This window comes from Bacillus sp. ISL-4 (assembly GCF_018613275.1).
Classification (GTDB): Bacteria; Bacillota; Bacilli; order Bacillales; family DSM-1321; genus Peribacillus; species Peribacillus simplex_E.
Genome location: NZ_JAGGQN010000010.1, coordinates 350,076 through 374,997, shown reverse-complemented (window position 1 = coordinate 374,997; position 24,922 = coordinate 350,076). Strand labels below are relative to the sequence as shown.

At 40.3% G+C, this 24,922-nt stretch carries 31 protein-coding genes; 25 read left to right on the top strand and 6 right to left on the bottom strand.

The genetic code is table 11. The annotated features are described in order from the left end of the window. Positions 1-159 precede the first annotated feature (159 nt). The 5 genes from J7J00_RS08230 (at position 160) to phoU (ending at position 4,559) form a co-directional block, all read left to right on the top strand. Positions 160-1,122, top strand: coding sequence for a PstS family phosphate ABC transporter substrate-binding protein (locus tag J7J00_RS08230; RefSeq protein WP_214789754.1), 963 nt, complete (start codon positions 160-162; stop codon positions 1,120-1,122). A gap of 138 nt (positions 1,123-1,260) precedes the next feature. Then, on the top strand, positions 1,261-2,160 hold the full coding sequence (gene pstC, locus J7J00_RS08225) for a phosphate ABC transporter permease subunit PstC (protein ID WP_214789957.1): 900 nt from the start codon (positions 1,261-1,263) through the stop codon (positions 2,158-2,160). A 3-nt stretch (positions 2,161-2,163) separates the two neighbouring features. Continuing rightward, a complete protein-coding gene (gene pstA / locus J7J00_RS08220; protein WP_063233045.1) occupies positions 2,164-3,042 on the top strand; it encodes a phosphate ABC transporter permease PstA in 879 nt (292 codons plus the stop codon). Positions 3,043-3,057: 15 nt separating this feature from the next. Beyond that, positions 3,058-3,885 (top strand): phosphate ABC transporter ATP-binding protein PstB, encoded by an 828-nt coding sequence (gene pstB / locus J7J00_RS08215; RefSeq protein WP_214789752.1) that lies wholly within the window; start codon positions 3,058-3,060, stop codon positions 3,883-3,885. A gap of 20 nt (positions 3,886-3,905) precedes the next feature. Further along, positions 3,906-4,559, top strand: a complete 654-nt coding sequence (gene phoU / locus J7J00_RS08210) for a phosphate signaling complex protein PhoU (RefSeq protein ID WP_214789750.1) — start codon at positions 3,906-3,908, stop codon at positions 4,557-4,559. Positions 4,560-4,627: 68 nt separating this feature from the next. On the opposite strand, the gene J7J00_RS08205 is transcribed toward phoU, so the two are convergent. Together J7J00_RS08205 and J7J00_RS08200 are read right to left on the bottom strand one after the other, a co-directional pair. Then, positions 4,628-4,954 carry an endolytic transglycosylase MltG gene (locus tag J7J00_RS08205; RefSeq protein ID WP_214789748.1) on the bottom strand — a complete coding sequence of 109 codons (327 nt, stop codon included), beginning with the start codon at positions 4,952-4,954 and terminating at the stop codon, positions 4,628-4,630. Positions 4,955-5,080: 126 nt separating this feature from the next. After that, on the bottom strand, positions 5,081-5,461 hold the full coding sequence (locus J7J00_RS08200; RefSeq protein ID WP_214789746.1) for a hypothetical protein: 381 nt from the start codon (positions 5,459-5,461) through the stop codon (positions 5,081-5,083). A gap of 417 nt (positions 5,462-5,878) precedes the next feature. Here J7J00_RS08200 and J7J00_RS08195 point away from each other — a divergent pair, with 417 nt between their 5' ends. The 5 genes from J7J00_RS08195 (at position 5,879) to J7J00_RS08175 (ending at position 9,485) form a co-directional block, all read left to right on the top strand. Then, positions 5,879-6,487, top strand: a complete 609-nt coding sequence (locus J7J00_RS08195; protein ID WP_142323937.1) for a hypothetical protein — start codon at positions 5,879-5,881, stop codon at positions 6,485-6,487. Between the two features lie 117 nt (positions 6,488-6,604). Next, on the top strand, positions 6,605-6,754 hold the full coding sequence (gene rpmG, locus J7J00_RS08190; RefSeq protein ID WP_028391797.1) for a 50S ribosomal protein L33: 150 nt from the start codon (positions 6,605-6,607) through the stop codon (positions 6,752-6,754). Positions 6,755-6,931: 177 nt separating this feature from the next. Continuing rightward, the gene (locus J7J00_RS08185) at positions 6,932-7,504 is read left to right on the top strand and encodes a 5-formyltetrahydrofolate cyclo-ligase (protein WP_214789744.1); all 573 of its coding nucleotides are present in this window, start codon (positions 6,932-6,934) and stop codon (positions 7,502-7,504) included. A 76-nt stretch (positions 7,505-7,580) separates the two neighbouring features. Next, positions 7,581-7,769, top strand: coding sequence for a hypothetical protein (locus J7J00_RS08180; RefSeq protein WP_063233052.1), 189 nt, complete (start codon positions 7,581-7,583; stop codon positions 7,767-7,769). A 177-nt stretch (positions 7,770-7,946) separates the two neighbouring features. Continuing rightward, positions 7,947-9,485 carry a rhomboid family intramembrane serine protease gene (locus J7J00_RS08175; RefSeq protein ID WP_214789742.1) on the top strand — a complete coding sequence of 513 codons (1,539 nt, stop codon included), beginning with the start codon at positions 7,947-7,949 and terminating at the stop codon, positions 9,483-9,485. On the opposite strand, the gene J7J00_RS08170 is transcribed toward J7J00_RS08175, so the two are convergent. Next, positions 9,480-10,337, bottom strand: coding sequence for a hypothetical protein (locus J7J00_RS08170; RefSeq protein WP_214789740.1), 858 nt, complete (start codon positions 10,335-10,337; stop codon positions 9,480-9,482). The two genes, J7J00_RS08175 and J7J00_RS08170, sit on opposite strands and share 6 nt — an antisense overlap. Positions 10,338-10,528: 191 nt before the next feature. On the opposite strand from J7J00_RS08170, the gene J7J00_RS08165 reads away from it, so the two are divergent. The 5 genes from J7J00_RS08165 to J7J00_RS08145 all read left to right on the top strand — a co-directional run bounded on the left by J7J00_RS08165 (position 10,529) and on the right by J7J00_RS08145 (position 16,414). Next, on the top strand, positions 10,529-10,738 hold the full coding sequence (locus tag J7J00_RS08165) for a YqgQ family protein (protein ID WP_076365307.1): 210 nt from the start codon (positions 10,529-10,531) through the stop codon (positions 10,736-10,738). A 14-nt stretch (positions 10,739-10,752) separates the two neighbouring features. After that, positions 10,753-11,724, top strand: a complete 972-nt coding sequence (locus J7J00_RS08160; RefSeq protein ID WP_214789955.1) for an ROK family glucokinase — start codon at positions 10,753-10,755, stop codon at positions 11,722-11,724. A 180-nt stretch (positions 11,725-11,904) separates the two neighbouring features. Continuing rightward, positions 11,905-13,758, top strand: a complete 1,854-nt coding sequence (locus tag J7J00_RS08155; RefSeq protein ID WP_214789738.1) for an LTA synthase family protein — start codon at positions 11,905-11,907, stop codon at positions 13,756-13,758. Between the two features lie 143 nt (positions 13,759-13,901). Continuing rightward, positions 13,902-15,068 (top strand): M14 family metallopeptidase, encoded by a 1,167-nt coding sequence (locus J7J00_RS08150; RefSeq protein ID WP_214789736.1) that lies wholly within the window; start codon positions 13,902-13,904, stop codon positions 15,066-15,068. 173 nt (positions 15,069-15,241) lie between these two features. After that, positions 15,242-16,414, top strand: a complete 1,173-nt coding sequence (locus J7J00_RS08145; protein WP_214789734.1) for a YqgU-like beta propeller domain-containing protein — start codon at positions 15,242-15,244, stop codon at positions 16,412-16,414. A gap of 41 nt (positions 16,415-16,455) precedes the next feature. Here J7J00_RS08145 and J7J00_RS08140 read toward each other — a convergent pair whose 3' ends face one another. After that, a complete protein-coding gene (locus J7J00_RS08140; protein WP_034308396.1) occupies positions 16,456-16,629 on the bottom strand; it encodes a DUF2759 domain-containing protein in 174 nt (57 codons plus the stop codon). Between the two features lie 232 nt (positions 16,630-16,861). On the opposite strand from J7J00_RS08140, the gene J7J00_RS08135 reads away from it, so the two are divergent. After that, positions 16,862-17,488: an MBL fold metallo-hydrolase gene (locus J7J00_RS08135; RefSeq protein ID WP_076365315.1), complete on the top strand. Its 627-nt coding sequence runs from the start codon at positions 16,862-16,864 to the stop codon at positions 17,486-17,488. Positions 17,489-17,887: 399 nt separating this feature from the next. Then, a complete protein-coding gene (locus tag J7J00_RS08130; RefSeq protein ID WP_214789732.1) occupies positions 17,888-18,988 on the top strand; it encodes a class I SAM-dependent methyltransferase in 1,101 nt (366 codons plus the stop codon). Positions 18,989-19,040: 52 nt separating this feature from the next. Here J7J00_RS08130 and J7J00_RS08125 read toward each other — a convergent pair whose 3' ends face one another. Both J7J00_RS08125 and J7J00_RS08120 read right to left on the bottom strand, forming a co-directional pair. Then, positions 19,041-19,283, bottom strand: a complete 243-nt coding sequence (locus J7J00_RS08125; RefSeq protein WP_076365317.1) for a DUF2626 domain-containing protein — start codon at positions 19,281-19,283, stop codon at positions 19,041-19,043. Between the two features lie 85 nt (positions 19,284-19,368). Then, entirely contained in the window at positions 19,369-20,070 is a 702-nt protein-coding gene (locus tag J7J00_RS08120; RefSeq protein WP_214789729.1) for a helix-turn-helix transcriptional regulator, read from the bottom strand. Positions 20,071-20,281: 211 nt separating this feature from the next. Here J7J00_RS08120 and J7J00_RS08115 point away from each other — a divergent pair, with 211 nt between their 5' ends. The 8 genes from J7J00_RS08115 to comGG all read left to right on the top strand — a co-directional run bounded on the left by J7J00_RS08115 (position 20,282) and on the right by comGG (position 24,835). Continuing rightward, complete coding sequence (locus J7J00_RS08115; protein ID WP_098369816.1) at positions 20,282-20,662, top strand: Spx/MgsR family RNA polymerase-binding regulatory protein; 381 nt, start codon at positions 20,282-20,284, stop codon at positions 20,660-20,662. 98 nt (positions 20,663-20,760) lie between these two features. Beyond that, complete coding sequence (gene comGA, locus J7J00_RS08110; protein WP_396020510.1) at positions 20,761-21,846, top strand: competence type IV pilus ATPase ComGA; 1,086 nt, start codon at positions 20,761-20,763, stop codon at positions 21,844-21,846. Next, positions 21,764-22,864 (top strand): competence type IV pilus assembly protein ComGB, encoded by a 1,101-nt coding sequence (gene comGB, locus J7J00_RS08105; RefSeq protein ID WP_214789727.1) that lies wholly within the window; start codon positions 21,764-21,766, stop codon positions 22,862-22,864. The genes comGA and comGB overlap by 83 nt, the downstream gene beginning before the upstream one ends. A gap of 77 nt (positions 22,865-22,941) precedes the next feature. Then, positions 22,942-23,253 carry a competence type IV pilus major pilin ComGC gene (gene comGC, locus J7J00_RS08100; protein WP_286201253.1) on the top strand — a complete coding sequence of 104 codons (312 nt, stop codon included), beginning with the start codon at positions 22,942-22,944 and terminating at the stop codon, positions 23,251-23,253. 7 nt (positions 23,254-23,260) lie between these two features. Beyond that, a complete protein-coding gene (gene comGD / locus J7J00_RS08095) occupies positions 23,261-23,704 on the top strand; it encodes a competence type IV pilus minor pilin ComGD (RefSeq protein WP_214789718.1) in 444 nt (147 codons plus the stop codon). Beyond that, positions 23,691-24,029, top strand: a complete 339-nt coding sequence (locus tag J7J00_RS08090) for a hypothetical protein (protein WP_214789716.1) — start codon at positions 23,691-23,693, stop codon at positions 24,027-24,029. Before comGD ends, J7J00_RS08090 begins: the two co-directional genes overlap by 14 nt. Beyond that, positions 23,977-24,456, top strand: coding sequence for a competence type IV pilus minor pilin ComGF (gene comGF / locus J7J00_RS08085; protein WP_098369820.1), 480 nt, complete (start codon positions 23,977-23,979; stop codon positions 24,454-24,456). The genes J7J00_RS08090 and comGF overlap by 53 nt, the downstream gene beginning before the upstream one ends. Beyond that, the gene (gene comGG, locus J7J00_RS08080) at positions 24,449-24,835 is read left to right on the top strand and encodes a competence type IV pilus minor pilin ComGG (RefSeq protein WP_214789714.1); all 387 of its coding nucleotides are present in this window, start codon (positions 24,449-24,451) and stop codon (positions 24,833-24,835) included. Before comGF ends, comGG begins: the two co-directional genes overlap by 8 nt. Positions 24,836-24,922: the final 87 nt, after the last annotated feature.

Below are 24,922 nucleotides of genomic sequence, written 5' to 3'. Positions count from 1 at the left end.
CATTTTAAGAACGAGATCAGTACAGTTTTTTCACCTTTACAAATAACACACAATTATTTACTGAATATTTACAAATGCTTTAAACGGAATTTACAGTCTGAAAGTATGATGTGAGAGTAGGACAAAATATTCATATAAAATTCTTAGGGGGATTTACAAATGAGACGTTTTAAAGGTATGGCAATGACTGTAATGATGGGTGGAGTAATTGCAGTAGCGGCAGGTTGTGGATCCGATGACACTAAGACAAGCAGCGGTGAGGGAAAAGGATCTAGCCAACTGCAAGGAGAAGTTATTACGGATGGTTCTTCAACGGTCTTTCCAATCATGGAGGCAGTTGCCGAAGAATATATGGGTACACAGCCTGATGTGAAGGTTTCAGTTGGATCGTCAGGAACAGGTGGGGGATTCAAGAAATTCATTGCTGGTGATACGGACCTAGCCAATGCATCCCGTCCGGTCAAAGAAGAGGAAAGCGCCTTACTTGATGAAAAGGGAGTTAAATATACAGAATTGAAACTGGCATTTGACGGGATATCAATCGTCGCCAATAAAGATAATGAATTCATCGATTCACTAACAGTCGAAGAGCTTCAAAAACTGTGGGTTGATAATGGAAAGGTGAAGAAATGGTCTGATATACGTCCTGAATGGCCGAAGGAAGAAATTAAATTCTACTCTCCGGGAACAGATTCAGGCACATATGATTATTTCAATGAAGTGATCCTTGGAGAAAAACCGATGGTTGAAAATGCTACGCTTTCAGAAGATGATAATGTCCTTGTACAAGGTGTTGAAGGTGATAAAAACGCGATTGGATTCTTCGGTTATGCCTACTATGCAGAAAATAAGGATAAGTTAAAGATCATTTCCATCGACAATGGCAAAGGTGCTGTTGAGCCCACACATGAAACGATCAAAAGTGGGGAGTATGCACCATTATCACGTCCACTTTACACATATGTAGCTAATAAGTCTGTAGCTGAAAAAGAACAAGTCGCAGATTATACTCAATTCGTCATTAAAAATGCAGGAGAGCTTGCTGAAGAAGTGGGTTATATCAGCCTGCCGGAAGAAGAGTACCAGAAAGATCTTGATAAATTAAAAGAACTGGAAAAATAAACGATATTACAGGCTACTGAAATCCCGCCTTGACTCGATTAGGGCGGGGGTAACAGCTTGTAAATCCAAATATTGCTTGTCTGAAATGGAGGATGCAAGTTGGAACTTAGAAAAACAAAAACCTATTCTGTACAGCAAATGATCTTGGAAAAGAAAAGTAAGAAAAAAATAAATATGGAAAAAGTAATACCTAAGCTTTTGTTCCTTACGGCGGCAATTTCCGTTTTTACTACAATCGGGATCATCTTGACGCTTATATTTGAAACATTTATCTTTTTTGACAAAGTATCTATCGTCGAATTTTTTACAGAAGCTAAATGGCTGCCATTTGCATCTACACCTTCCTATGGGATTATGCCCCTTATCGTTGGAACGTTGAAGATAACAGTCATAGCAGCGGTGGTTGCAGTTCCAGTAGGGCTTGCAACAGCCATTTTCTTGAGTGAATATGCATCAGAGAAAACACGGAGAATCATTAAGCCGATTTTAGAAGTTTTAGCTGGGATTCCTACTATCGTTTACGGCTTTTTTGCCTTAACTTTTGTAACACCGGTTTTGCGGGATTTATTTCCTTCCCTTGACATGTTCAATGCCTTGAGTCCCGGGATCGTTGTAGGTATCATGATCATGCCGATGATAGCCTCATTGTCGGAAGATGCCCTTGTATCGGTACCTAAGTCGATTCGCGAAGGTGCGTATGCTTTAGGAGCAACGAAACTCGAAACGACAATTAAAGTGGTATTGCCAGCAGCCATTTCAGGAATTGTGGCATCCATCGTTCTTGCTTTATCAAGAGCGATCGGGGAAACCATGATTGTGAGCGTTGCCGGTGGCTCGACCCCAAATATGAGCATGGATGTCACTTCATCGATTCAAACGATGACTGCTTATATCGTTCAGGTCAGTTCGGGGGATGCAGGATACGGGACAACGATTTACTACAGCATATATGCGGTTGGAATGACACTGTTCGTCTTTACGCTTGTCATGAATTTACTGGCGCAGTTCATCTCTCGCAAGTTCAGGGAGGAATATTAAGACATGAAACTGATAAACAAAAGTCATGTTGCGAAAAAAATGCCTGCTAGGCTGGCTGTTAACACGATTTGTAAAGGATTATTCTTCTTGGCAACATTGGTTGGCCTCCTCGTATTGGCCATCTTATTTTATCGGATATTCACTCAAGGAATTGGCAGTCTGAATGGGGATTTCCTTCAGAATTTCGCTTCCAGGAAACCTGAAGAGGCTGGTATAAAAGCAGCACTGATCGGTTCAATATGGTTGATGGTAGTCGTGGCTCCAGTTTCCCTGCTTCTTGGTGTTGGAACGGCCATTTATTTAGAGGAATATGCCAGGAAGAATTGGATTACCACTTTTATCAAAGTGAATATTTCCAATCTGGCAGGTGTCCCGTCAATAGTATTTGGACTGCTGGGTTTAACGGTTTTCGTTCGTGCTCTAGCCTTGGACCGGTCCATATTGGCAGCAGGCTTGACCATGAGCCTGCTTGTTCTTCCGGTCATCATAGTAGCTGCCCAAGAGGCCATACGTGCCGTACCTCGTGATTTAAGGGAAGCTTCATTTGGAATGGGTGCAACAAAGTGGCAAACCATATTGAAAGTAGTCCTTCCGGCTGCGATACCTGGCATTTTAACTGGAGGAATACTTGCTTTGTCACGGGCAATCGGTGAAACGGCGCCATTGGTGGTGGTTGGTATACCAATGTTCATCGCCTTTTTACCACAATCGGTCATGGATACATTTACAGTGCTGCCAATGCAAATCTATAATTGGACATCTCGTCCGCAGGAGGAATTCCAGCAGGTTGCTGCCGCGGGAATCATCGTATTACTCATCCTGTTAATAATCATGAATTCAATAGCGGTTATAATTCGAAATAAATTCCAGAAAAGATACTGATAGGAGGAAGGAAGCATGAATATGACCTTAACGAGAGAAAAAGAGTCACCGGCAATCGGGATCGAAAATGCCGGATCAGCTGCCTTGACGGAAAAGGTGTATGAAACATCCAATCTCAATTTATGGTATGGAGAAAACCATGCTTTGAAAAATATTAATCTGGATATGCATCAAAATGAAGTGACCGCCATCATCGGGCCTTCAGGATGTGGGAAATCCACATACATCAAAACATTGAACCGAATGATTGAGCTAGTCCCGGATGTGAAAACGACAGGCCAGATTAAATATAGGAACAGAAATATCCTCGATCAGTCCTATAAGGTGGAAGATTTAAGAACACAGGTGGGGATGGTCTTCCAAAAGCCTAATCCCTTTCCTAAATCAATTTATGAAAATGTTGTATACGGACCGAAGATCCATGGAATTAAAAATAAAAAAATTCTTGATGAGATCGTTGAAAAGAGCTTAAAAGGGGCAGCCATTTGGGATGAAGTGAAAGACCGTCTGCATGAAAATGCATATGGACTTTCAGGTGGACAGCAACAGCGCCTTTGTATTGCCAGATGTTTGGCAATCGAACCAGATGTCATTTTAATGGATGAACCGACTTCTGCCCTTGATCCGATATCCACTTTGAAAATAGAAGAACTGGTTCAAGAACTGAAAAAGGATTTCAGCATCATCATCGTTACCCATAACATGCAGCAGGCTGCACGTATCTCTGATCGAACGGCCTTCTTCTTAAATGGGGAAGTCATCGAATATACTGATACAAACACCATCTTCTCTAATCCGAATGATAAAAGAACAGAAGATTACATTACCGGGCGCTTCGGTTAAAGAGAAAGGGAGATGCGATAATGATCGTTCGTGAAAATTTCGAGCTTCAATTGAAAGAGCTACAGGAGAAAATCGTGAAATTGGCTAATTTAGCTTCAGGTGCCATATCGAAATCATATGCCGCACTAGAAAACAATAATGTAGATGATGCTCTTGAAGTTATTGATGATGATACAATAGCTGATTTACTGGAAGAGGAAATTAATGACTTTGCGATTTTACTGATTGCTAAGCAACAGCCGGTTGCGATTGATTTAAGGCGCATCATTGCTGCCATAAAAATCGCCTCGGATATTGAAAGGATGGCGGACTTTGGTGTGAATATCGCTAAATCAGCCATCCGAATCGGTGACCAGCCATTTATTCTGCCTTTAACACCATTAAAGCAGATGCATAATATTACATTAAAGATGATTCAACTTTCAATAGAAGCATTTGAGAAGGAAGATGTTGTCCTTTCAAGGGAAATCATTGAAATGGATGATGAGGTTGATCGCTTTTATGGAGATATGATTCGAAGTCTCCTTCGCCTTTCAGATGAAAAAAACCTGCAGCAGGTTACACAGCTTTCCTTAATTGCTCGATATTTGGAAAGGACAGCGGACCATACAACGAATATCGCAGAAAATATTTACTTCCTTGTAAGAGGGAGATATATCAGCAGGAATGAATGAACCCTTCCTAATTTAAAAAAGAGAGGCTTTTTCTCGGACATCGTCCATTTAAAAGTCTCTCTTATTCATTAATGGGTCAAAGTATTGGCCAATTGTCTATATGTCATATTATTAGTAACAACAAACTCGCCGATTTGTATTTTTTTTGAGAAATCACGGTCATTCATGTAAGCTTCAAATTCAGCAGCATCATCGATGATTTTTTCCTTGGAAAGGCTATCGGCAATTTCGGTTGCGGTCATATCCGTTTTCACTTTAATTGTATAGGTGACGATGGAGGGATTTTTTTGTGAAGCCTCTTTTTCCATTGAATCCTTATCCGGATCCTTTGGTTGGACGGTCTTTTTAGCTTCCTCCATAGGAAGTGTAACGACGAATCCCTTCTTCACGAACAATTCCTTAGCTTCCTCCGCAGTAGGGGGGGGCCTTCGAATAATCCGGTGCCATATAAAAGCCAGCAAAGATTGTTGTGGTAAAAATGATACCGGCGGAAAGACCTTGCAGTCTTGCTTTGTTCATTTTCATTCACCCCGCACTCTTTGCTGCTCGATCACTGAAATGGTTTGTTCCTTCGTTAACGAGGATTGTCTAGCGATCTGGTCCAAAGAAAGACCTTGACTATATAAAGATAGAACCTGGCTTTTTAGAATTTCATGAATGGGTTCGATATCATTGGGATTGACAGTTGATTTATCCTTTACAGGGGGAACAATGTCGTCCTGGATAACGAATTCCTCTTCAAGAATCTTCACCTTCATCTTTAATTGGTAGATATCCTGCATATACGTTAGTGTCATCTGTTCTAAGTCTTCTTCTAATTTGGCAACTTTATCTTTACCGAAAAAGGAAATGATGAGAAGGACGATCGCTAATGAAAAAAGGAGGATGATAAGTGTTTCCATGTTTTCACCTCAAAAGATAAATTTCGACAATATACTTATATTTTACACATATTTTAAAAAAAATTGGAGATTTTCATATTCAAAGTGGGTCGTATATTTCATTTAATGTCTGTTTTTTTAAAAATATTGTCGAAAAGCCTTATGACCGTTGTTGAAGAAAAAAAATTAGGTATTAAAAGGGGAAAAAAACCTTTGAGAGATAACATACATAAAATTCGACAAAAAGTGTTTATTGTCCATCAGCCAATTCAGTGCTAACATAAAGATAGAATAAATCGAAAAAACAAAATATTTTGAATAGTTAAAAATTGGTCGACCTATAAGAAAATGGTGTGCAGATTCTAAAGTGGATTATTTCACTGTCAGCGCCTAACGATAAGTTATATAAGGATAAATAAAGGGGAAGGGATGATTATTATGAATTCGCTATTCGCGTATATGCCGCAGGATAACCAGGATATATTTCGTAAGGGACTAAAGGCTGGACTATGGATGGATGAGAGTTTTGATTGGTATCCTGAGGAAGATATGATGAGTCATCCTAATGGAGAGATCCGGACACTTTCACAAACATATACCCAAGGGAAGGTGACCTTTTCGAAGTTCACGATTAGGAATACCTCATTTGAGACTAAGCGCCCTAAAGTGTTTTTTCACTATGAAAACGCTTTCGAAAGGCAGGCAGTAGCCTTTTACAGCCCGAATGAACGGGCGATTTTACATGTAGCCCCTCAATCGATTGCCTTATTGGGTGGATTGGTGAAAGGAAAAAGCATCTCTCAATATTGCATCCAAGGTAAGGGAAGCCTTTATCAAGAGGGATGCTTCAAATCATTGAAAGAAGGACTCCTGGCTTATTCACCGCTCGCCAAAGGGGAAGTTACCAGCGTATTTACGTTAGAGACGGAAATCTTACCGAAAGAATGTGTGGAAGCTGTGGCTTGGGTCATTCATGCTGAAACGAAAGAAGAAGCGAAAGTTATAAATAATCAGCTCCTCCTGACAATGCAAAACGTAAACAATTAAGAATTCAAAAAAGTTAATGTTGGATTTCCAAAAAACATACTAGCAATTCGCATTGAATAATGATATTATAGAAAAGTCCTATGTGAAAATGTCAATATGTTTGGAGGGAAATACACAATGCGCGTGAATATTACATTAGCTTGCACTGAATGTGGAGACCGTAACTATATTTCTAAAAAAAATAAACGTAACAATCCAGACCGTCTTGAGCTTAAAAAATACTGCTCAAGAGAAAAACGCAGCACGACTCACCGTGAAACAAAGTAAGCAACAGGATTTTTCCTGTTGTTTTTTTTATTCATTTTTTCAATTCCTTCTTTCTCACTTTCCTTTAGTGAATATGTTCAGAAAGACTAATGATTCGGCGATTTCCGACACGGTATTTTCGAAAATGAACAAATATTATGAGATAATGATTGAAGTAGACTAAAGGAGTAGGAAGAGATGAGAGAAAACAAGAATAAGCTCCGTCAAGAAGTTAGGTCCCGTTTAATGGAGCTGACTAAAGAAGAACATGAAGAACTATCGAACAGAATCGCTGAAAACTTATTTTCACTGGAGGAATGGAAAAAAGCTGAAACAATTGGCATCACCATCTCCATCCCGCCTGAAGTTCCAACGGTACGGATCATCGAACAAGCATGGAGTGAAGGAAAAGAAGTGGCTGTACCAAAATGTGATCCTGAAAAAAAGACAATGGAATTCAAAAAAATTTCGTCCTTCAATCAGCTGGAGTCTGTTTATTACGGATTGCTAGAACCAGTGGCTGATACAGCCAAGGCTCGCAAAGAGGAATTGGATGCATTGATCGTACCCGGTCTTGTTTTTACCAAGGAAGGGTATCGCCTAGGCTTTGGAGGGGGCTATTATGACCGTTTCCTATCCTATTACCGGGGAGATACATTGGCCCTTACATACGAGCTTCAATTAATGGATGAACTCCCGATAGAGGTACATGATATAGCGGTCGGCAAACTCATTACCCCATCCAGGGTTATACGCACGTACGCTCATTAAGAAGAAGTTTATTAATTATCACTTTTAGCTCATAAAAATCCTGTCCTGTATCAAACTATTGGTAGGAGGGATTGTTATGCTTCGATTAATTATTCAAATCTTCTTGGTTGGTTTAGTTGTTTATGCAGGTTACCAAAACAGGTACCGCCTGATAAATGTTGCGCTGTCCAATGGCATACTGAGAAGATTTCTAGTGACTAAATCCTTGGATATGCCAATGTTCAGGGATAAAATGATGCAAAGCATGTTCACTCAGACTAAATGAGGATGCCGGCATCTTAAAAAGGAACCTGATCAAGGGTTCCTTTTTTATTTATAAGGATAGGGGAGAGTGGATTTTAAACAGTCTCCTTTTTTACTTTTTACATGATTTCGTCTATAGTTTTAATTAAAGAAACAGGAATTTTAGAAGCTTAAGTTTCATTGGAAAGTGGGGAAGGCATTGGGATTTAAAGAGGATTATTTGTTTTGGGAAACCATAAGGGAGTTGTCTGCCCATTATGATTATCGAATGATCACTGTCACGGAAAACCATCAGGAGATTTGGCTTGAGAGCGATAAGAATAAGGAGTTTCCAGTCATAAGACTCATTCGACATGATTTGGATTGGGCTAATTGGCTGAAACGCGATATCGACCGAACATTGCAGAATGGGGAAAGGATCAGAAGGAAATTATACAAGAAGCCCATAAACATATTAAGTATCTATGTTAGTAAATTCGCCCCGGTGGATGATCATGACTTTAGTTCACGGGTGGCTTCCTTAAAAAAAACGAATGTTAACACGTTTCTTCTAACGTGTGAAAACTTTCATGATTCGTTGCAAAACCTTGAACTTGTTTTGAAAAAGCCACTCTCAATTCAAATTCTTGAGGAAAATGAAATAGATGAGGAAAAGGTCCTCGCAGTAAAGAAGGCCGCCATCTCGGAGTCAGTCAAAAAGGCTAAGGCAGAGCAGAAGGTTTTTCAAAATGCCAATAAGCCGTTCTTTACATATATATTCATGGCGATACAAATAGCTGTGTTCATCTTGATGGAGTTTAATGGTGGCAGCACCAATTCCAAAACGTTGATCGAGTTTGGCGCTAAATTTTCCCCTTATATCATACAAGGGGAATGGTGGCGGTTCTTTACACCGATGATTGTCCATATCGGGTTCATTCATTTACTGATGAATACATTTTCGTTGTATTTAATCGGTGCTGAAGTTGAAAGGATTTACGGTAATGCCAGGTTCCTTATCATCTATATATTCGCTGGTTTCGCTGGAACTCTAGGCAGCTTCATCATGACCCCGAATCTTTCCGCAGGAGCGAGTGGAGCCATTTTTGGCTGTTTTGGGGCACTTTTGTACTTTGGCATCGTCTATCCGAAATTATTCATGCGCTCGATGGGCTCATCGGTGATCGTATTGATCATCATTAACTTAATATATGGTTTCACCGTTTCGGGAATTGATAATGCAGGGCATATCGGAGGTTTGATCGGAGGGTTCTTGGCTGCTGGAGTGGTCCATCTGCCAAAATCCAAGAATATCTTTCGGCAGCTGGCTTTTCTGGTAGGGACGGTAATACTGGCTTATGCCCTGCTGCAATTTGGTTTCAATCATCAGGAAACTGCAGCTATCGATGATAAGACCATGGCCGTGATGGCCCAAAAGTATATAGAGGATGATGAAGAGGACAAAGCGGAAGAGATGCTATTCAATTATGTGGATGCAAACCCTGAAGCACCGCTATCGCTTTTTATGCTGGGAAATTTATCTTTTGATAAAAAGGACATATACAAAGCTAGGGATTATTATGAAAAAGCGATTGAAAGTAATCCGGATTTGCATGAAGCCCATTACAATCTTGCCTTAGTCTACATGAATCTCGAATCATTCGATCAAGCTAAGGAGCAAGCTGATAAGGCTATTGAGCTTGCCCCGGATAATAAGTCATACACTAAACTGCTGGCGGAAATTGAAAAGCAACTATAACTTTTGACGCAACATGATTGGGGTACCGTCTTTCAGGCTAAATAAGACAAGTATTTCACTTTGATTCTTTGCCATTAGCAATAGGGGGGTGGTGCTACCTTGTGGACTCACAGTGGTTCCATCCTCCTTTTTTATTCCCAACACATAATTTTTGTAAAGTCCTTCCCATAGTTTCCCCACAATTTCCTCCCGTTTGAATTGGGGGAAGGCAGCCAGCCATTGATTTTTCTTTGAGGGCAGATCTGTTAAAGAGATGATATTGTACTGTTCCAGATTAACCTGAAAAGCTTGACCAGCTTTCTCCAAACCATTTAGAACCGTTTGATCTGTCAAGCCGTCCAGCGTTTTTTTCCACTGAACCTGTTCTTCTGAAAGGGGACGGTGGAAAAATTGAAAAGCCGGTGTCGTTACTGTATAGAGTTTATCTTTACTGAGCTGCTGGGCACTGGTGAAAATTGTGTCACTCGGATGAACCTCGGCATAATGAAACGTTACCGCTTCATAACGCCCGCTCTCAGATTCTTTAGATTTCGCTTTTTGAGAGAGTTCTTGTTTATTTTGGCGCCAATTTTTTAAAGCTCCTGCCAATTTTCCATTTTTGTATAAAAGCGATACGTCCTGACGTAAGTAAGCAGGCTGGTCCAAAGAAGACTCCACCCGCCAAGTGATGGTATAGGTGGAATCCCCGGTACCCTTCGGTGTCAGATGGGTGGAGGCATGTTCAAAATGGAGCGAGGAATCGATGGGAAAAAAAATGATGGTTTCCTCTGTCTGCTTATGATTTGATAAATAAAGGATGACAAAAATGGTGGTTAAAACCAAAAAGACGGTATACTTCAATTGTACTTTCATTTTTCCCCTCCGTTTTCACGCGTGATGAATGCATTAAAAACATTAAGCTGTTAAATCAAATCGAAAGAGTCCACATTCTTGATACTTCATCATATGAATATAATTGGACATGTATGAGGGGAAATGGGCGCTTGTTACAAAGAGGCTGATTCGATATACTTTTCCTATATAAAAGAGTAAAGAGGTTTACAATGAAAACATATTATGATCTTCAACAGTACTTGAAAAGATTTGGTACATTTATCTATATTGGTGATCGCTTAGCCGAGCTTGAACTGATGGAAGCCGAAATAAGGGAAATCCACCGTATGCAGATGATGGATACGAAAGATTATCAAATGGCGATCCTTTTAATTAGGCAGCAATTGTCTCTTGAAAGGGAAAAACAGAAAAAAAATTGATAAAAAAGGTGAGAATGATGGAAAAGTGGCTGATGGGTGTGGATTTAGGCGGTACAACTACCAAACTGGCTCTGATCAATTTATACGGAGAGATTATTCATAAATGGGAAATCAGCACGGACATCTCCGAAAAGGGAAAATTCATTACGATTAACATAGCCAAAGCAATTGATGCGAAGCTCGTGGAACTTAATGAACCGAAGAGTAAGATAGTAGGGATAGGGATGGGTGCTCCCGGGCCTGTGAAATTTGTTAACGGTTCCATATATGAAGCCGTCAATCTAGGCTGGAAGGACTATCCTTTAAAAGATTTATTGGAGGTGGAGACATCTCTTCCGGCTGTAATTGATAATGATGCCAATATTGCAGCTTTGGGAGAAATGTGGAAAGGTGCCGGCAATGGCGCCAAAGACCTCGTTTGTGTAACTCTAGGAACGGGTGTAGGCGGCGGGATCATCCATAATGGGCAAATTGTCCATGGTACTAGTGGGGCTGCTGGAGAAATAGGGCATATAACGGTCGTAACGGACGGAGGCGCACCATGCAATTGCGGTAAGACTGGTTGTTTGGAAACGGTTGCTTCGGCAACGGGAATCGTCCGTATGGCTTTAGAGGCCTTGAATACCGCCGATGAACAGTCAATGCTTCAGCAGAAAGTCGAAGAGGGAAACGCGGTTACTTCCAAACTGTTATTCCAATGCGCTGCAGCAGGTGATCCTTTGTCCCAAGCTGTCGTAAATAAGGTAGGCAATTACTTGGGGCTGGCACTTTCACATGTTGGGAATGTCATGAATCCGGATAAAATCGTCATTGGTGGGGGCGTTTCGCAAGCGGGAGACATTTTACTTGATCCTGTCCGTTCTGCCTTCGGAAAGTATGCTTTCAAACGGGTTAGTAAATCAACGAAAATAAGCCTGGCCACACTAGGCAATGATGCAGGGGTAATAGGTGCAGCCTGGCTCATTAAAAGCCAACTGAATACGTGATCCCTTGCTGCCCTGTGGCAAACAGGGTTATAAGAAAAAAGATGGAATTTTCAAAAAATACCCCCCTTTTGAGGGGCGGGGGCAATTGTTCCTGCTTTTCCATAGGGGGAGAACCATGACCCATGATTGAGGCGCTCTGCATCATAGCTTCAGCGCTTTTTCGATGAGGAGGGACCAGGATTGAAAAGGGTCTTCAAAAAACAGGGATATTCATTGTTTTGGGTCGTATTGATTTCACTTTGGCTTAAAACATATATTGCTTATAAAACAAGTTTTGAGATAGATATTGATAATTGGATCCAGGAGTTCATACTATTCATCAATCCTGTCAGTTTCCTCTTGCTTACTCTTGGCGTGAATATATTTTTAAAAGGAAATAAAAGGACAGCATACTTATTGATCATGAGTTTTTTCATCACCTTCGTCCTTTTTGCCAACCTTGTTTTTTTTCGCTTTTTCAATGACTTTTTAACCATTCCCGTTCTTTTTCAAACGAGCAATATGAACGACCTTGGAAGCAGTGTACATGAATTGATCAATCCGAGTGACCTTTTGTATTTTGCCGATATTCTGGTCTTGATGATTCTGCTGAAATACAAACCAAAAACATTCCATGAATGTCGATACAATCCCCAGGACCGTAAATTCTTTTTGTTAATGGCTTTGGGAGTGACATTCTTTAACTTAGCTTTAGCTGAAACCGCGCGTCCTGAACTCCTGACAAGAACGTTTGACCGTGAAATCCTCGTTAAGAATATCGGTACGTACCATTATCACCTTTATGATGCAATATTACAGACGAAATCATCAGCTCAACGTGCCCTTGCGGATGGCAGTGAATTGTCGGAAATTGAAAATTATGTCCGTGCGAATCAAAAAGAGGTTAATGAGGACCTTTATGGTCTGGCAAAAGGCAAAAATGTGATCCTAGTATCATTGGAATCCACTCAAAGCTTTGTTATCAATAAAACTGTCAACGGTGAAGAAATCACTCCATTTCTCAACCAATTTATTAAAGAGAGCTATTATTTCAATAACTTTTATCACCAAACTGGCCAGGGGAAAACATCCGATTCAGAATTCATTATTGAGAATTCCCTCTATCCTTTAGGTAGGGGTGCAGTATTTTTCACTCATGCCCAAAATGAATACAAGGCCACCCCCGAAATCTTAACGGAAAAAGGTTACAATACGGCTTCCTTCCATGCCAATAATAAAAGCTTTTGGAATCGTGACATAATGTACGCTTCTCTTGGGTACCAACGGTTTTATGATAGTGATGACTACAAAGTCTCTGAAGGGAATTCCATCAATTGGGGTTTGAATGATAAATCGTTCTTCAAGCAATCAATCTCTCACTTGAAGCGGTTGCCTGAGCCTTTTTATGCCAAGTTCATAACGTTAACCAATCATTTTCCATTCACTTTGAATGAAGAAGACCGGACATTGGAACCATACGATTCGAATTCCAAAACATTGAATCAGTATTTTCCGACCGTACGTTATACAGACGAAGCCTTGGAACAATTTATCGGTGATTTGAAACGTGATGGATTATATGAGGATTCCATTATTGTGCTATATGGGGACCATTATGGAATTTCGGAAAATCACAACTCTGCCATGGGCCAGTTCCTTGGGAAGGAAATCACGCCTTTTGAATCCATCCAACTTCAGCGTGTCCCTCTCATCATACATGTCCCTGGGCAGGAGGGGAAAACGATTTCCACCGTTTCAGGCCAAATGGATGTAAGGCCGACTCTCCTTCATTTATTGGGGATTGAAAATGATGATTATATCGAATTCGGCAAAGATCTTTTTTCTGAAGAAAAATTAGAATTCACCGTTCTTCGCGATAGCAGTTTCATCACAAAGGATTATCTCTATACGATGGATACCTGTTATGATAAAAAAACCGGAGCGGCGACTGCAAAGGATTCATGTGAAAAGTATTTGGATAAGGCTAAGCAGGAGCTTGAGTACTCCGACAAAATCATTTATGGGGATTTGCTCCGATTTTATGAGCAACGTTGAAAAAGGAAACCTGGCGTAATCCAGGTTTTTTTGTTTTTTCAGGAGAATCAGTAGCATTACAATTATGAAACACATGAGACTTCCTGAACATCTTTCTGTTTTTTGCTTCATAAAGATAAAACAATGAAAGGGGCGGAGGCTGAATGAAAGTTGTGAGCAGAAGCGGGGATGATTTGGCATATTACAGTCAATTGTTCCAAATTCCTCAGGTTTTGATTGAGGATGCCAATCCCGCCATTACTAGCGGGGTTTTGCCAAATGGCATGGAAGTACAGATACCTGGGTACATTGTTCAGGAAGAGTCCCGGTTAGATATCGATTTTGCCGAAATCGCTTTTCAATATCACCTGCCTATCGATGGGATAAAATTGTTGAATCAAGATGGACAAAAACCTTTTTTCGTACCCGTCCGGGTGATGAATCCCATGATTGTCACCGACAAGCCCTATGAATATCAATCACTTCTTGACGATCTTGATATTCTATCTTTTCATTACCCCTTTATTAAGGTTGAATCGATCGGGAGGAGTGTATTGGGAAAAGAACTGCTTGAGGTAAGAATCGGTCAAGGTGAAAAGATCATACATTATAACGGTTCATTCCATGCTAATGAATGGATCACTACGTCGGTTTTGATGAAATGGCTGAATGATTTTCTGCTAGCGGTAACGAATGATCGTACACTATGTGGAATGGATTGTATGCCCTTCTATCGGGATATGTCCATTTCGATGGTTCCAATGGTGAATCCGGATGGAGTCGATCTTGTCCTAAAGGGGGAGGAGGCGGCAGAGGGGAAGGTTGATGTTTTAAAAATAAATAATGATAATCCTGCTTTTTATGCTTGGAAAGCCAATATCCGCGGTGTAGACCTGAATAATCAATATCCAGCCAATTGGGAGATTGAAAAGCGCAGAAAGATTCCAAAAGCCCCTGCCCCGAGGGATTTTCCAGGAGAGACCGCGCTATCAGAACCAGAAGCATTGGCCATGAAGGAGCTGGCAATAAGACGGAATTTTGAAAGAGTGCTTGCACTTCACACCCAGGGAAAAGAATTCTATTGGGGATATGAGGGCCATGAACCTGAACAGGCAGCGAATGTTGCGAAGGAGTTCGAGGAGCGCAGCGGATATCGGGCCGTACAATATGTTGACAGCCATGCCGGGTATAAAGATTGGTTCATTCAGGAATTTAAACGCGGCGGATTCACAATCGAACTGGGAAAGGGCATCAATCCGCTTCCGCTATCCCATTTGCCTGGTATATATGAAGATTCTGTCAAGATTTTGATGGCAGGCCTATATATGTAATGCATCCTCCATAAGGAATATACTTCCAAAAAAATATAAGAACATTATCCGCCACATTTGCTCTTTTTTACTTTATAATGAAAGAGAGTAAGGATTCAATTGATCAGTCCTTACTCTCTTTCTAATGTCTCGCTCACATATGCCAGGCGTTTTAGTTTTGAAGTGGGAGGTGTGTGGAGATTAAAGTATCCAAAGCAGCACTTTGTATGCGGCTTTCCATTTGTAAGATGTTGTGTTTCGTCCCATTATTTATCTCCACTATCCTTCTTATCTCGGCTTGTGAGCCTTCCAAGGACCTTAGTAAACCCGTAAATGATACGGAAAAAGAACACTCCCAATCTAGCCTGGAAACTTCAGTAAGCAATTTAAAGGTCCCGACTGCAGAAACGGAAAAAATCGAAGCCATTTATGGATGGCTGGATTCAAAAACCATTTTATATTCTGTGAAGCGGGAGGGTAATGAATTATCCCAGTTGATGACATGGAATTTGGAAACGAATGATACTTCCGTTTTCTATCAGCCGGCTTTGGCGTTTTCTGAAGTATCGATCAGTCCGTCTGGTACGCATATTTTGTTATCGTCCTTCACCTCTTCGGATAAAGCATCAATCACAGTACTCGATAAAACGGGAAATCCATTGTATTCAGTGGCGATCCCAGCCTATGAATTAGCATATGAGTGGAATTCATTTAAAGATGGCCAGTTGTTTGTATCGAGTTTTTATGAAGATTGGACATACAGCAGTTATGTGTTGAATCCAGATGAACAAACTATGGAAACTCTGGACTTTCCGCAGCCCTTTGCACAATGGGCAAGTGAAAATGAATTGATGTTTCTGGATTGGGACAAGGAAGAACCTGCTTTGACGGCCCCCCTAGAAAGAAAAGCGCTGAATGAGGATGGAGCGGACAGTCTTATGCTCGATGTCATTCACTTTAAAAAGATAAAACAAGCGCTGATGACGATTCAAGTGGAGACAGAAAAACAAGATCGGGGTACATATGCATTTTATGATTCTACAAACAAGCCGATCCACTCTTTTTCCGTGCCGCTATTGAAAAGCTTTTCAGATTGGGTGATTCCATCCTATGATTTCATTGAAAAAAACAAGGAATTCATAACGTTCATTCCTAATGAATCAAAAGATGCGGACCAATATGAGGGAAGGTTTACCTTAACTAAATTAAATTGGGAAAAAGGCACACAAGAAGAATTGATGAAGGACATGGAAAATGAACCATTAAGCTGTTCGCTTGATGGCAACTTCTGCTTATATGGATATCAATTTGAGAAAATCATTGATATGAAAACCCATCAAATACAAAGATTGTTCAAACAAACATGATGACCTAAAACAAAAGCTCGCCGGATGGCGAGCTTTTTTCTTCAATGGGCAACAGGAAAACCGCTGTTGATGACAGTCATGACAGTGAACCAGCCAAACACGACTGCACTGCCGGCTGCAAAAATGAATCCTAAGAAGTTTCTCTTTTTTAATGAGGTAAACACAGCCGCTACTCCTAATATAGCCACAAGTCCGAAAACAACCATTAATATCATGTCAAAACCTCCTTTTACATAATGAATACCTAATCCCTAATAATATACCCAGAGAATAAAGCAACTACCAAAAATATGTAGAAAAGATTGCATTTGTTAATATCTTAATATTTTTTCAATTATTTGTCGAGGTTTAATAGGTGACACTTCTATGACTTGAGTAAACTGGATTAACATTAGCAGCTTAATTAGTGTAAGATGAAGATAGAAAATCATATTGGAGTTGATGGAAATGAAATGGAAACAAATTCCTCTAGGCCCGCTGCAAACGAATTGTTATGTAGTTTCCGATGGACAGGATTGCATCATTTTCGATCCGGGTGAAGAGCCACAGAAAATCATACAGTACATACAAACAAAAAATTTAAAGCCTTTGGCGATTTTATTGACACATGCACATTTTGACCATATCGGTGCTCTTGATGCTATTCGGGATCATTATGGGATACCTGCTTATATTCATGAAAAAGAGGCCAAGTGGCTGCTTGATCCCGCGTTGAATGGTTCCCAAAACTGGTTCCCTGAAAATCCGATGCGAATGAAGCCTGCCGATCACATCCTGGCAAATGAGCAGGAGCTTACTATTGGAGGATTCACTTTCGAAGTGTTCGAAACTCCCGGACACTCACCAGGGAGCGTTTCGTATTATGTGAAGGAAGAACGTTTCCTCTTTTCAGGGGACGTCTTGTTCCAAGGAAGCGTTGGCAGAACCGATTTAATAGGCGGAAGCGAGGCAGTGCTGTTAAATAGCATTGAAACGAAGCTGCTGACACTTTCTGATGATGCTATCGTTTTTCCTGGTCATGGGCCTGTCACGACCATTTTGGATGAAAAGAATACTAATCCCTTTTTGAGATAATGACTTTTGCAGGTGCCATATGGCACCTGTTTTATTTTTAGCACTTTATAATGTAAAAATATTGAAATGGGTCATTTCCGCAACTATACTGAATATAAAAAACGTTTTGACACTTACCGTTAAAATTCATAAAGAAATTTCGTGGTCTTCCTTGTGTGGATGACTCTTCTGATTCAGCTCTGAAGTAAGATGCATATTTTAATATTTGCTGGAAGCATTTTTTTTTTTTTATGGTGGCACTTTTAAGAACTGTGAAATGAAAAATTGAACATTTTGTGAACCTTAAATTTGATTTCGTGTATGATTGTCGATAAAAAAACTTATTTATGTGTTTTATTAAGAAAAAGGAAAGTTTAATTTTCAATATGATGGAAGATCACAGAGACGGAGGCTATTGTGTTGAAAAATCACTTGAAGGAATTGGTTGCAGGAAGCCCCCAAAAAAGAATTTCCTATCATGACTATATGGATGCTGTTTTATATACGCCAAATATAGGCTACTATGCACGCGCAAAAGAGAAAATTGGCTCAAGAGGGGATTTTTATACGTCTGGCAATGTTGGGGATGCATTTGGAAGATCACTGGCCAGGTGGTTCGTTTATTTGATAAAAAGGTGCGGAGTTTCACCAAGAATCATCGAGGTCGGCGCAGGGGACGGTAAGCTGGCTTATGACATCCTCGTTTTCATAAAAGAAATGGAACCGCAGATATGGGACTCTCTGACTTATATCCTTGTGGATGGCAGTCCATTTCATAGAAAGGTTCAGCAAGAACGAATAGGGATGTTCAAACAGGCAGTTTCTGCCGCCAGTTTAGAAAAATGGACGAATGTAAATGGAATCGTCTTTTCAAATGAACTTTTCGACGCGTTGCCAGTACATGTTATTGAAAAGCATAAGGGAGCCCTGGTAGAGGTATTTGTCACTGAAAAGGAAGGAGATTTGGTAGAAGTGAGGGAACCTTTGGACAACCCTGACATTCTATCTTACCTTACAGAACGAAATATCACCTTAAATGAAAAACAACGATATGAAGTTCCGCTAAAAATGGTCCGTGAATATGAGAAGATCGTTTCCTGTATCGAATCGGGTATTCTCCTTACGATTGATTATGGCTATACCGAAAGGGAATGGAAGGAGCCAGTTCATCTTCAAGGGAGCTTGAGGGGCTATTATCAGCATCAAATGATTAAAGATGCGCTTATGTATCCTGGTGATATGGATTTGACGACACATATCCATTTTGACACATTAATCGAGATTGGAAAAAGAAAGGAACTTTCCAATCAGGGGCTATTCCTTCAAAATGAATTCTTGCTTAAAGCAGGGATACTAGAGGAATTGAAGGACCATCAAGGAATTGATCCATTCTCGAAAACGGCAAAGCGTAATCGTGCAATTCGGGGGCTAATCGTTCCAGGGGGATTTAGTGAACATTTCAAAGTGTTGCTTCAATCGAAGAATTTAGCAGAAGATGTGAGGATCTTTCCTGAATGGTGACAAGTTAAAACCCATGAATCAAAATTCATGGGTTATGTAATAGTGCTTGTTCTTAATGCGCAGTACCCGGAGTCATCATAAATACGCTCCAGTAGGAAAATCCTGCAAAGAAAACGGTAAGATAGGCGCCAAAAACATAAATATACATGCGCTCAGATAATTTCAAATAACTTAAAAGTACAAAAAAGATCGTTTGTGCAAAGAAAAGCAAAGACGTTTGATGCATATGGCCAAGATAAAAGAAAATTGCCATAATTCCTGTCCAAAATCCACATACTCTGAACATGCGTTCCACCCGAATCCCTCCTTATGTCTAGACGTGTACATTCTAAATAATTATAAATGAAATTGTAAGGTAATGTAAAGGATGCCTTTTGTTTCTATGTGAGAACCGAAGCCTGGTATGAGCATGTTGCACAATTGGACATCATATTTTCTAATTCCACAATATTGAAATTCTCAAACAAGGCTTCGAACATACCTTCTAAAAATGAATTGTGCATGGAGCAGATTGTTCTTGGCTCCACTTCAGCAACTTCCTTAAACGGGCAATTGAAGATACGGAAGTATATTTTATTTTCTTCTTCGCTTGCTTGTATTTCAGGAGATAACCCTGCGATCGTAGCAGCATTTTTAAGCATATTGACCTTTTCCCCAAAACCAAGTCGATCGATCGATGTCGAATTCAGGGCTAGTTGCTGATTGATCAATTCCTCCCCGAATACTTTTCCCGTTTCATAAAGTGCCTGTTTTCCTTGTTCCCCTAATGTCATCATCGTCTGGATGGCAATCCTTGAAAGCAGCTGATAGTTCCTATATGGAAAATGAAGCTGAATGACTTTATCAGATAATCGATAAAGTCTGCTGGGACGACCGCCTTTCCCGGTCTTTCGGGCATCCGAGGTCAACATATCGATATCCTCAAGTTTTGACAAATGCAGACGGGCAACATTTGGATGGATGTTAAAAGAATCGGCGATTTGCTGTACCGATACATCACCATGTTTGTTCACAATATGCTGATATATATAATATCTGGTGGGATCAGCTAACACGTTTGTTATTTTTAACGTTTGTTCCATTACACCCTCCTGTTTCCATAGTTTAACTATGTCCATTATAATGCAGGCAGAAAAAAATGGAATAAGAGAAAGGGCAAACTCCCTTTAGTTTAAAAAATGTTCACAAATAAAGCGGCTTAATAAGCAAAAATATATACAATGATTGTACAAATGTTATACAATCATTATATAGATATTAATGTATACAAAATGTGAACGGGGAGTGACTAATATGGCACAGTTAACTTTCTTTTCGTATCCAAGTTGTACATCTTGCCGCAAAACAAAAAAATGGTTAAGGGCCAATCAAGTTTCCTTCGATGAGCGACATTTATTCAGAGAGACTCCAACTGTAGCAGAGTTAAAAAGAATTCTTGAATTGACATCTGAAGGGCTTGATGAAGTCTTAGCAACAAGAAGTGAAGCATACAAAGACTTACAAGTTAATATTGACGAAATGATGCTTTCTGATGTAATCCAATTATTAACAAAAGAACCGAAGTTATTAAGAAGGCCTATTCTCATAGACGGGCAAAAACTGGTGATTGGTCATAATGTAGACGCATTAAGAAATTTGGTTTCCAAAAGGCTTGATTTGAAAATGAGCATGTGAAATGATTCTCGAAGTTTTTTCGGGAATTTTTTTTTTTTTTTTGAAGCAGGAATTTGTCGTGGATTGTCGAATCCATACAACAAGAATCATAGGAGGTGATGAATGAATTGATATCGATTGAAAAGACCGCAGAAAAAATACTGACCCGTGCTGTACAGGAATCGGCATCGGATATCCACATTTTTTTTCGCAGGGAGGGACCTCTCATCCAATTCAGGATAGACAATAAGCTTGTTCCAAAGGAAACATTATCATTCTTTGAAGCAGAGAGGCTGATCGCTCATTTGAAGTTCCTTGCCTCGATGGATATAGGGGAGAAAAGGAGGCCCCAGAGTGGTGCCATCACCATCAATTTGGCCAACCAGGTGGTCGGACTCCGCCTTTCCACTTTACCCACTGCCCATCTCGAAAGTTTGGTCATCCGCTTAATACCCCAACAGAATATCCTTCCTCTCGAACAGTTATCCTTATTTCCAAGCACCGTTCAAAAATTGATTGCACTCCTGAAGCATTCCCATGGCCTGCTCATATTTACTGGTCCAACCGGCAGTGGAAAAACCACGACACTATATTCCCTGCTTCACCATGCCCATGAGATGATCAATCGAAATATTATTACACTTGAAGATCCCATTGAAAATGTATCCGAAAAGGTATTGCAAGTCCAAATCAATGAAAAGGCGGGCATTACGTATTCTGTCGGTCTAAAAGCTGTTCTGAGGCATGACCCTGACGTGATCATGGTTGGGGAAGTCAGAGATGCAGAAACCGCCAAAATCGCAGTGCGTGCCGCATTGACCGGTCATTTGATACTTACAACCATGCATACCAGGGACGCCCAGGGCGCCATCTCCAGGTTACTGGAATTTGGTGTCAGCTTGCTTGAGGTTGAACAGAGTTTGATTGGCGTGACAGCACAGCGGCTGGTTGAATTGCGATGTCTTCCATGTAAAGGGGACTGTGCTTTAGCTTGCAAGATGACTGCCAGGAATAAAAGGGCAAGTGTATATGAATTGCTATATGGAAAAAGCCTGGCTGAGGTTCTCCGGATAATGGGAGATGAAAAAGGAAAGGCAACGGTCAGCTACCGCCAATTGAAGGATGAAATCGGAAAAGCGGTTGCGATGGGCTATGTGGATTCCGGGGAATATGAACGGCTGGTATACGATGAAACCAAAAAGTAAATGGAAGGTAAAAGAGCAGGCGGTCTTTATTTCGAAGCTAGGTGAATTATTGAATCATGGTTATCCTTTGGCGGACGCTTTACATTTTCTTGAGTTTCAGGAATCAAAGAAGAAAGCGGAAGACTTCACTCAGGCTAAAGCCGATTTAAGGAACGGTTACCCGTTGCACATGGTGCTGACCCATCTTGGTTTTCATCCGCAGCTTGTAAGTTATATATTTTATGGAGAACAATATGGCGACCTGGAACGGGCGTTGAAAGAAGGAGGGCGATATTGGAAGAAAAGAACCGAGGATATGGATAAAGTAAAAAAGTTAATGGTGTATCCCGTATTCTTAGTCTTTTTTGTGAGCATCGTTTTTTATATTCTTCAGAGTGTTCTCCTTCCCAAATTCCAGACAATCTATTTCACGATGGATGTCGATCAGCACACACTCTTAAAATTAATGGCAGCCTCCACATTCATTCTTCCAGCACTCCCCTTCTTTTTACTCGGATTGCTCCTATTCTTGTATATACTCAAACGATTTTGGTTTAACGGTTTGTGCCCATTAAGGCAGCGAAGGATTTTGATGGGAATTCCGATATTCGGGACCTTCATCAAATTATACGAAACTTATTTTTTTGCTAGCCAATTCAGTGGCTTACTTTCCGGAGGGCTATCGATAAACGATAGCATCAAATTATTCTCGGTAAATCAACAGCAGCCTTTTTACCAAAAACTATGCAATATCATTAAGGATGATTTGATCGAGGGCAGATCACTTGAAATGATTTTTCGGGAGCTCCCATATTTTGATGGGAATTTACCGGTGGTCGCTGCAAATGGTCAAAAATACGGCAGACTTGATGCGGAGCTGCTTCATTACAGTCGTTTTTTACTGGAGAAAATTGAAGAGAGAATGAATGCAATCTTGAAAATCATTCAGCCCCTTATGTTTTCACTTATAGGTCTTTTGATCGTATCCATTTATTTGGCAGTTTTGCTGCCGATGTTCTCACTGCTCGAAGGTATATAGGATTTTATTTTTGTATTCCGGAGGTGAAAATGCTCGAAGGTCATCTGGTATTCAGATGGTTTCAGGAGCATGATGATATGTTGAAGAAAGTGATGAATGAACGTGGTTTTACACTAATTGAAATGCTTATTGTTTTACTGGTAATATCCATCCTATTGATTATAACGATCCCCAATATCACGAAGAACCAATCTACGATTCAGTCTAAAGGATGTGAAGCATTCGTGAAGATGGCCCAAGCACAGGTACAGGCTTATGAGATCGACAATGCTAAACTGCCCGGAAGTATCGGTGAATTGGAAAGTCAAGGCTATCTCAAACAGACATCCTGTCCTAATGGGGATGTTATTAGTTTGGATAGTAAAGGAACGATAACGGTCGTTGAGTAGGAGAAAAGTGAATATACGGCATTCCAATGGGGGGTATACATTATCTGAAATCCTCATTGTCCTCGTTATTTTTGTACTCCTGATTTCCATGGGTCCTAATTTATATCCTAGCTTCACCAAAGGAATGGAAAACAGGTTATTCCTTTCTCAATTCCATGAAGATCTTTTCTATGCACAACAGTATGCCATCAGTCATGAGAGTTTGATTTACCTCCATATTGATAATACCAAAAAGGTTTATACCGTTTCGTCTTATAAGGAGGGGATCGTTCTAGAGAGAATCATACCAGAGGATATACAGTTTTCAAGTGGCACTTTGGGGTACAGCTTTCATTTTAATCAGTATGGAAATGCTTCAAAAGCCGGAACGATTATGATTGACACCTCAAAGGGAAAGTACAAGCTGATCCTCAATATCGGTAAAGGGAGGTTCAGGATTGAGAAATTGTAAAGGTTACGTCTACCTTGAGCTGATAGCCGCATTTGCCGTTTGTATATTCCTGGTCCTTGCCATTTTACCCATTTTTGGAGAGTTATTGATGAATCGGAAAGATATTGCCGTAAGGACAGAAGCCCACCATTTATTATATGAAAGATTGACGGCGTTCATGGATGGGGAGATACAAGCAGTTGGTCAGGAAATCATTTACAAAAAAAGATCCTATGAATTGGTTTGGAAAGACGATGGGGCTTTCCCGGGAATGATTGAAGGGTGTGTACGTTATGAAGATGAATCGGGTAATCTGGAATCCATTTGTGATGCTGCGAAAAAATGATGGCTTTACGATGATCGAAATGCTTTTTTCTTTAATGATTTTAATGACGACGTCCCTTTTTGTTCTACAGCTTTTTTCTATCATTCACACCCAAATGGGGTCCGTTGATAAATTGCATCCAAAAGAGTGGGAGGTCTTTACCATGCAAATGAAGCAGGAGGTCCGGAGTTCCAAAGTTCAGGATGTAATGGGAAATAAATTATTTTTGCTTTCAGGTGAGCAATTATCATCGTTTGAACAATATGAAGATAAGGTCCGAAGACGAGTGAATGGAATGGGGCATGAGGTCATCTTGCAGAACATTTCGGAATTCCGGGTTGAGAAGGATGGCGGTGTCATTGTTATAAATATAACGGATAAAGCAGGAACTACTTTCAGTCGAAGATTTCACCCTTTCATAAGGAATGTTACGAAAGTCGATGAATAATCAAAAAGGAGTCGTTTTCCCGATGGTCATGATTGTAGCGAGTGTTTTCATCATGTTCACGATACTAATGATAGACCAGTTTGTCATTGATAAAAAGTTTTATAAAGAAGTGGAAGAATCGCTTGTGGCCGACCATCTTGTCCATCTGGCCATTATGGATGTGACGGCAGAGTGGGGCGAAGAAATCCCAAAAATCATCCAAGGGGAAATTTCATATCCCAATGGTGTGGTGCGGTATTCCTTGATGAAACAAGAAGGTCCTTACGTATATATCGAGTTTTCTTCCACGACTAAAAATGATCGCGAGGGCAGGGTCATCATTCAATACGATAAAGAAGCGGGGAAAGTGAAAGAATGGTTGGAAAAGCAAGCTGTGTAATACGAATAATCAACACTCTTTTAAAACGGAACGCGACAGGTTCACGTGTTCAGGGAACAAGCGAAGGAATAAAAGGAGCGTAAAACG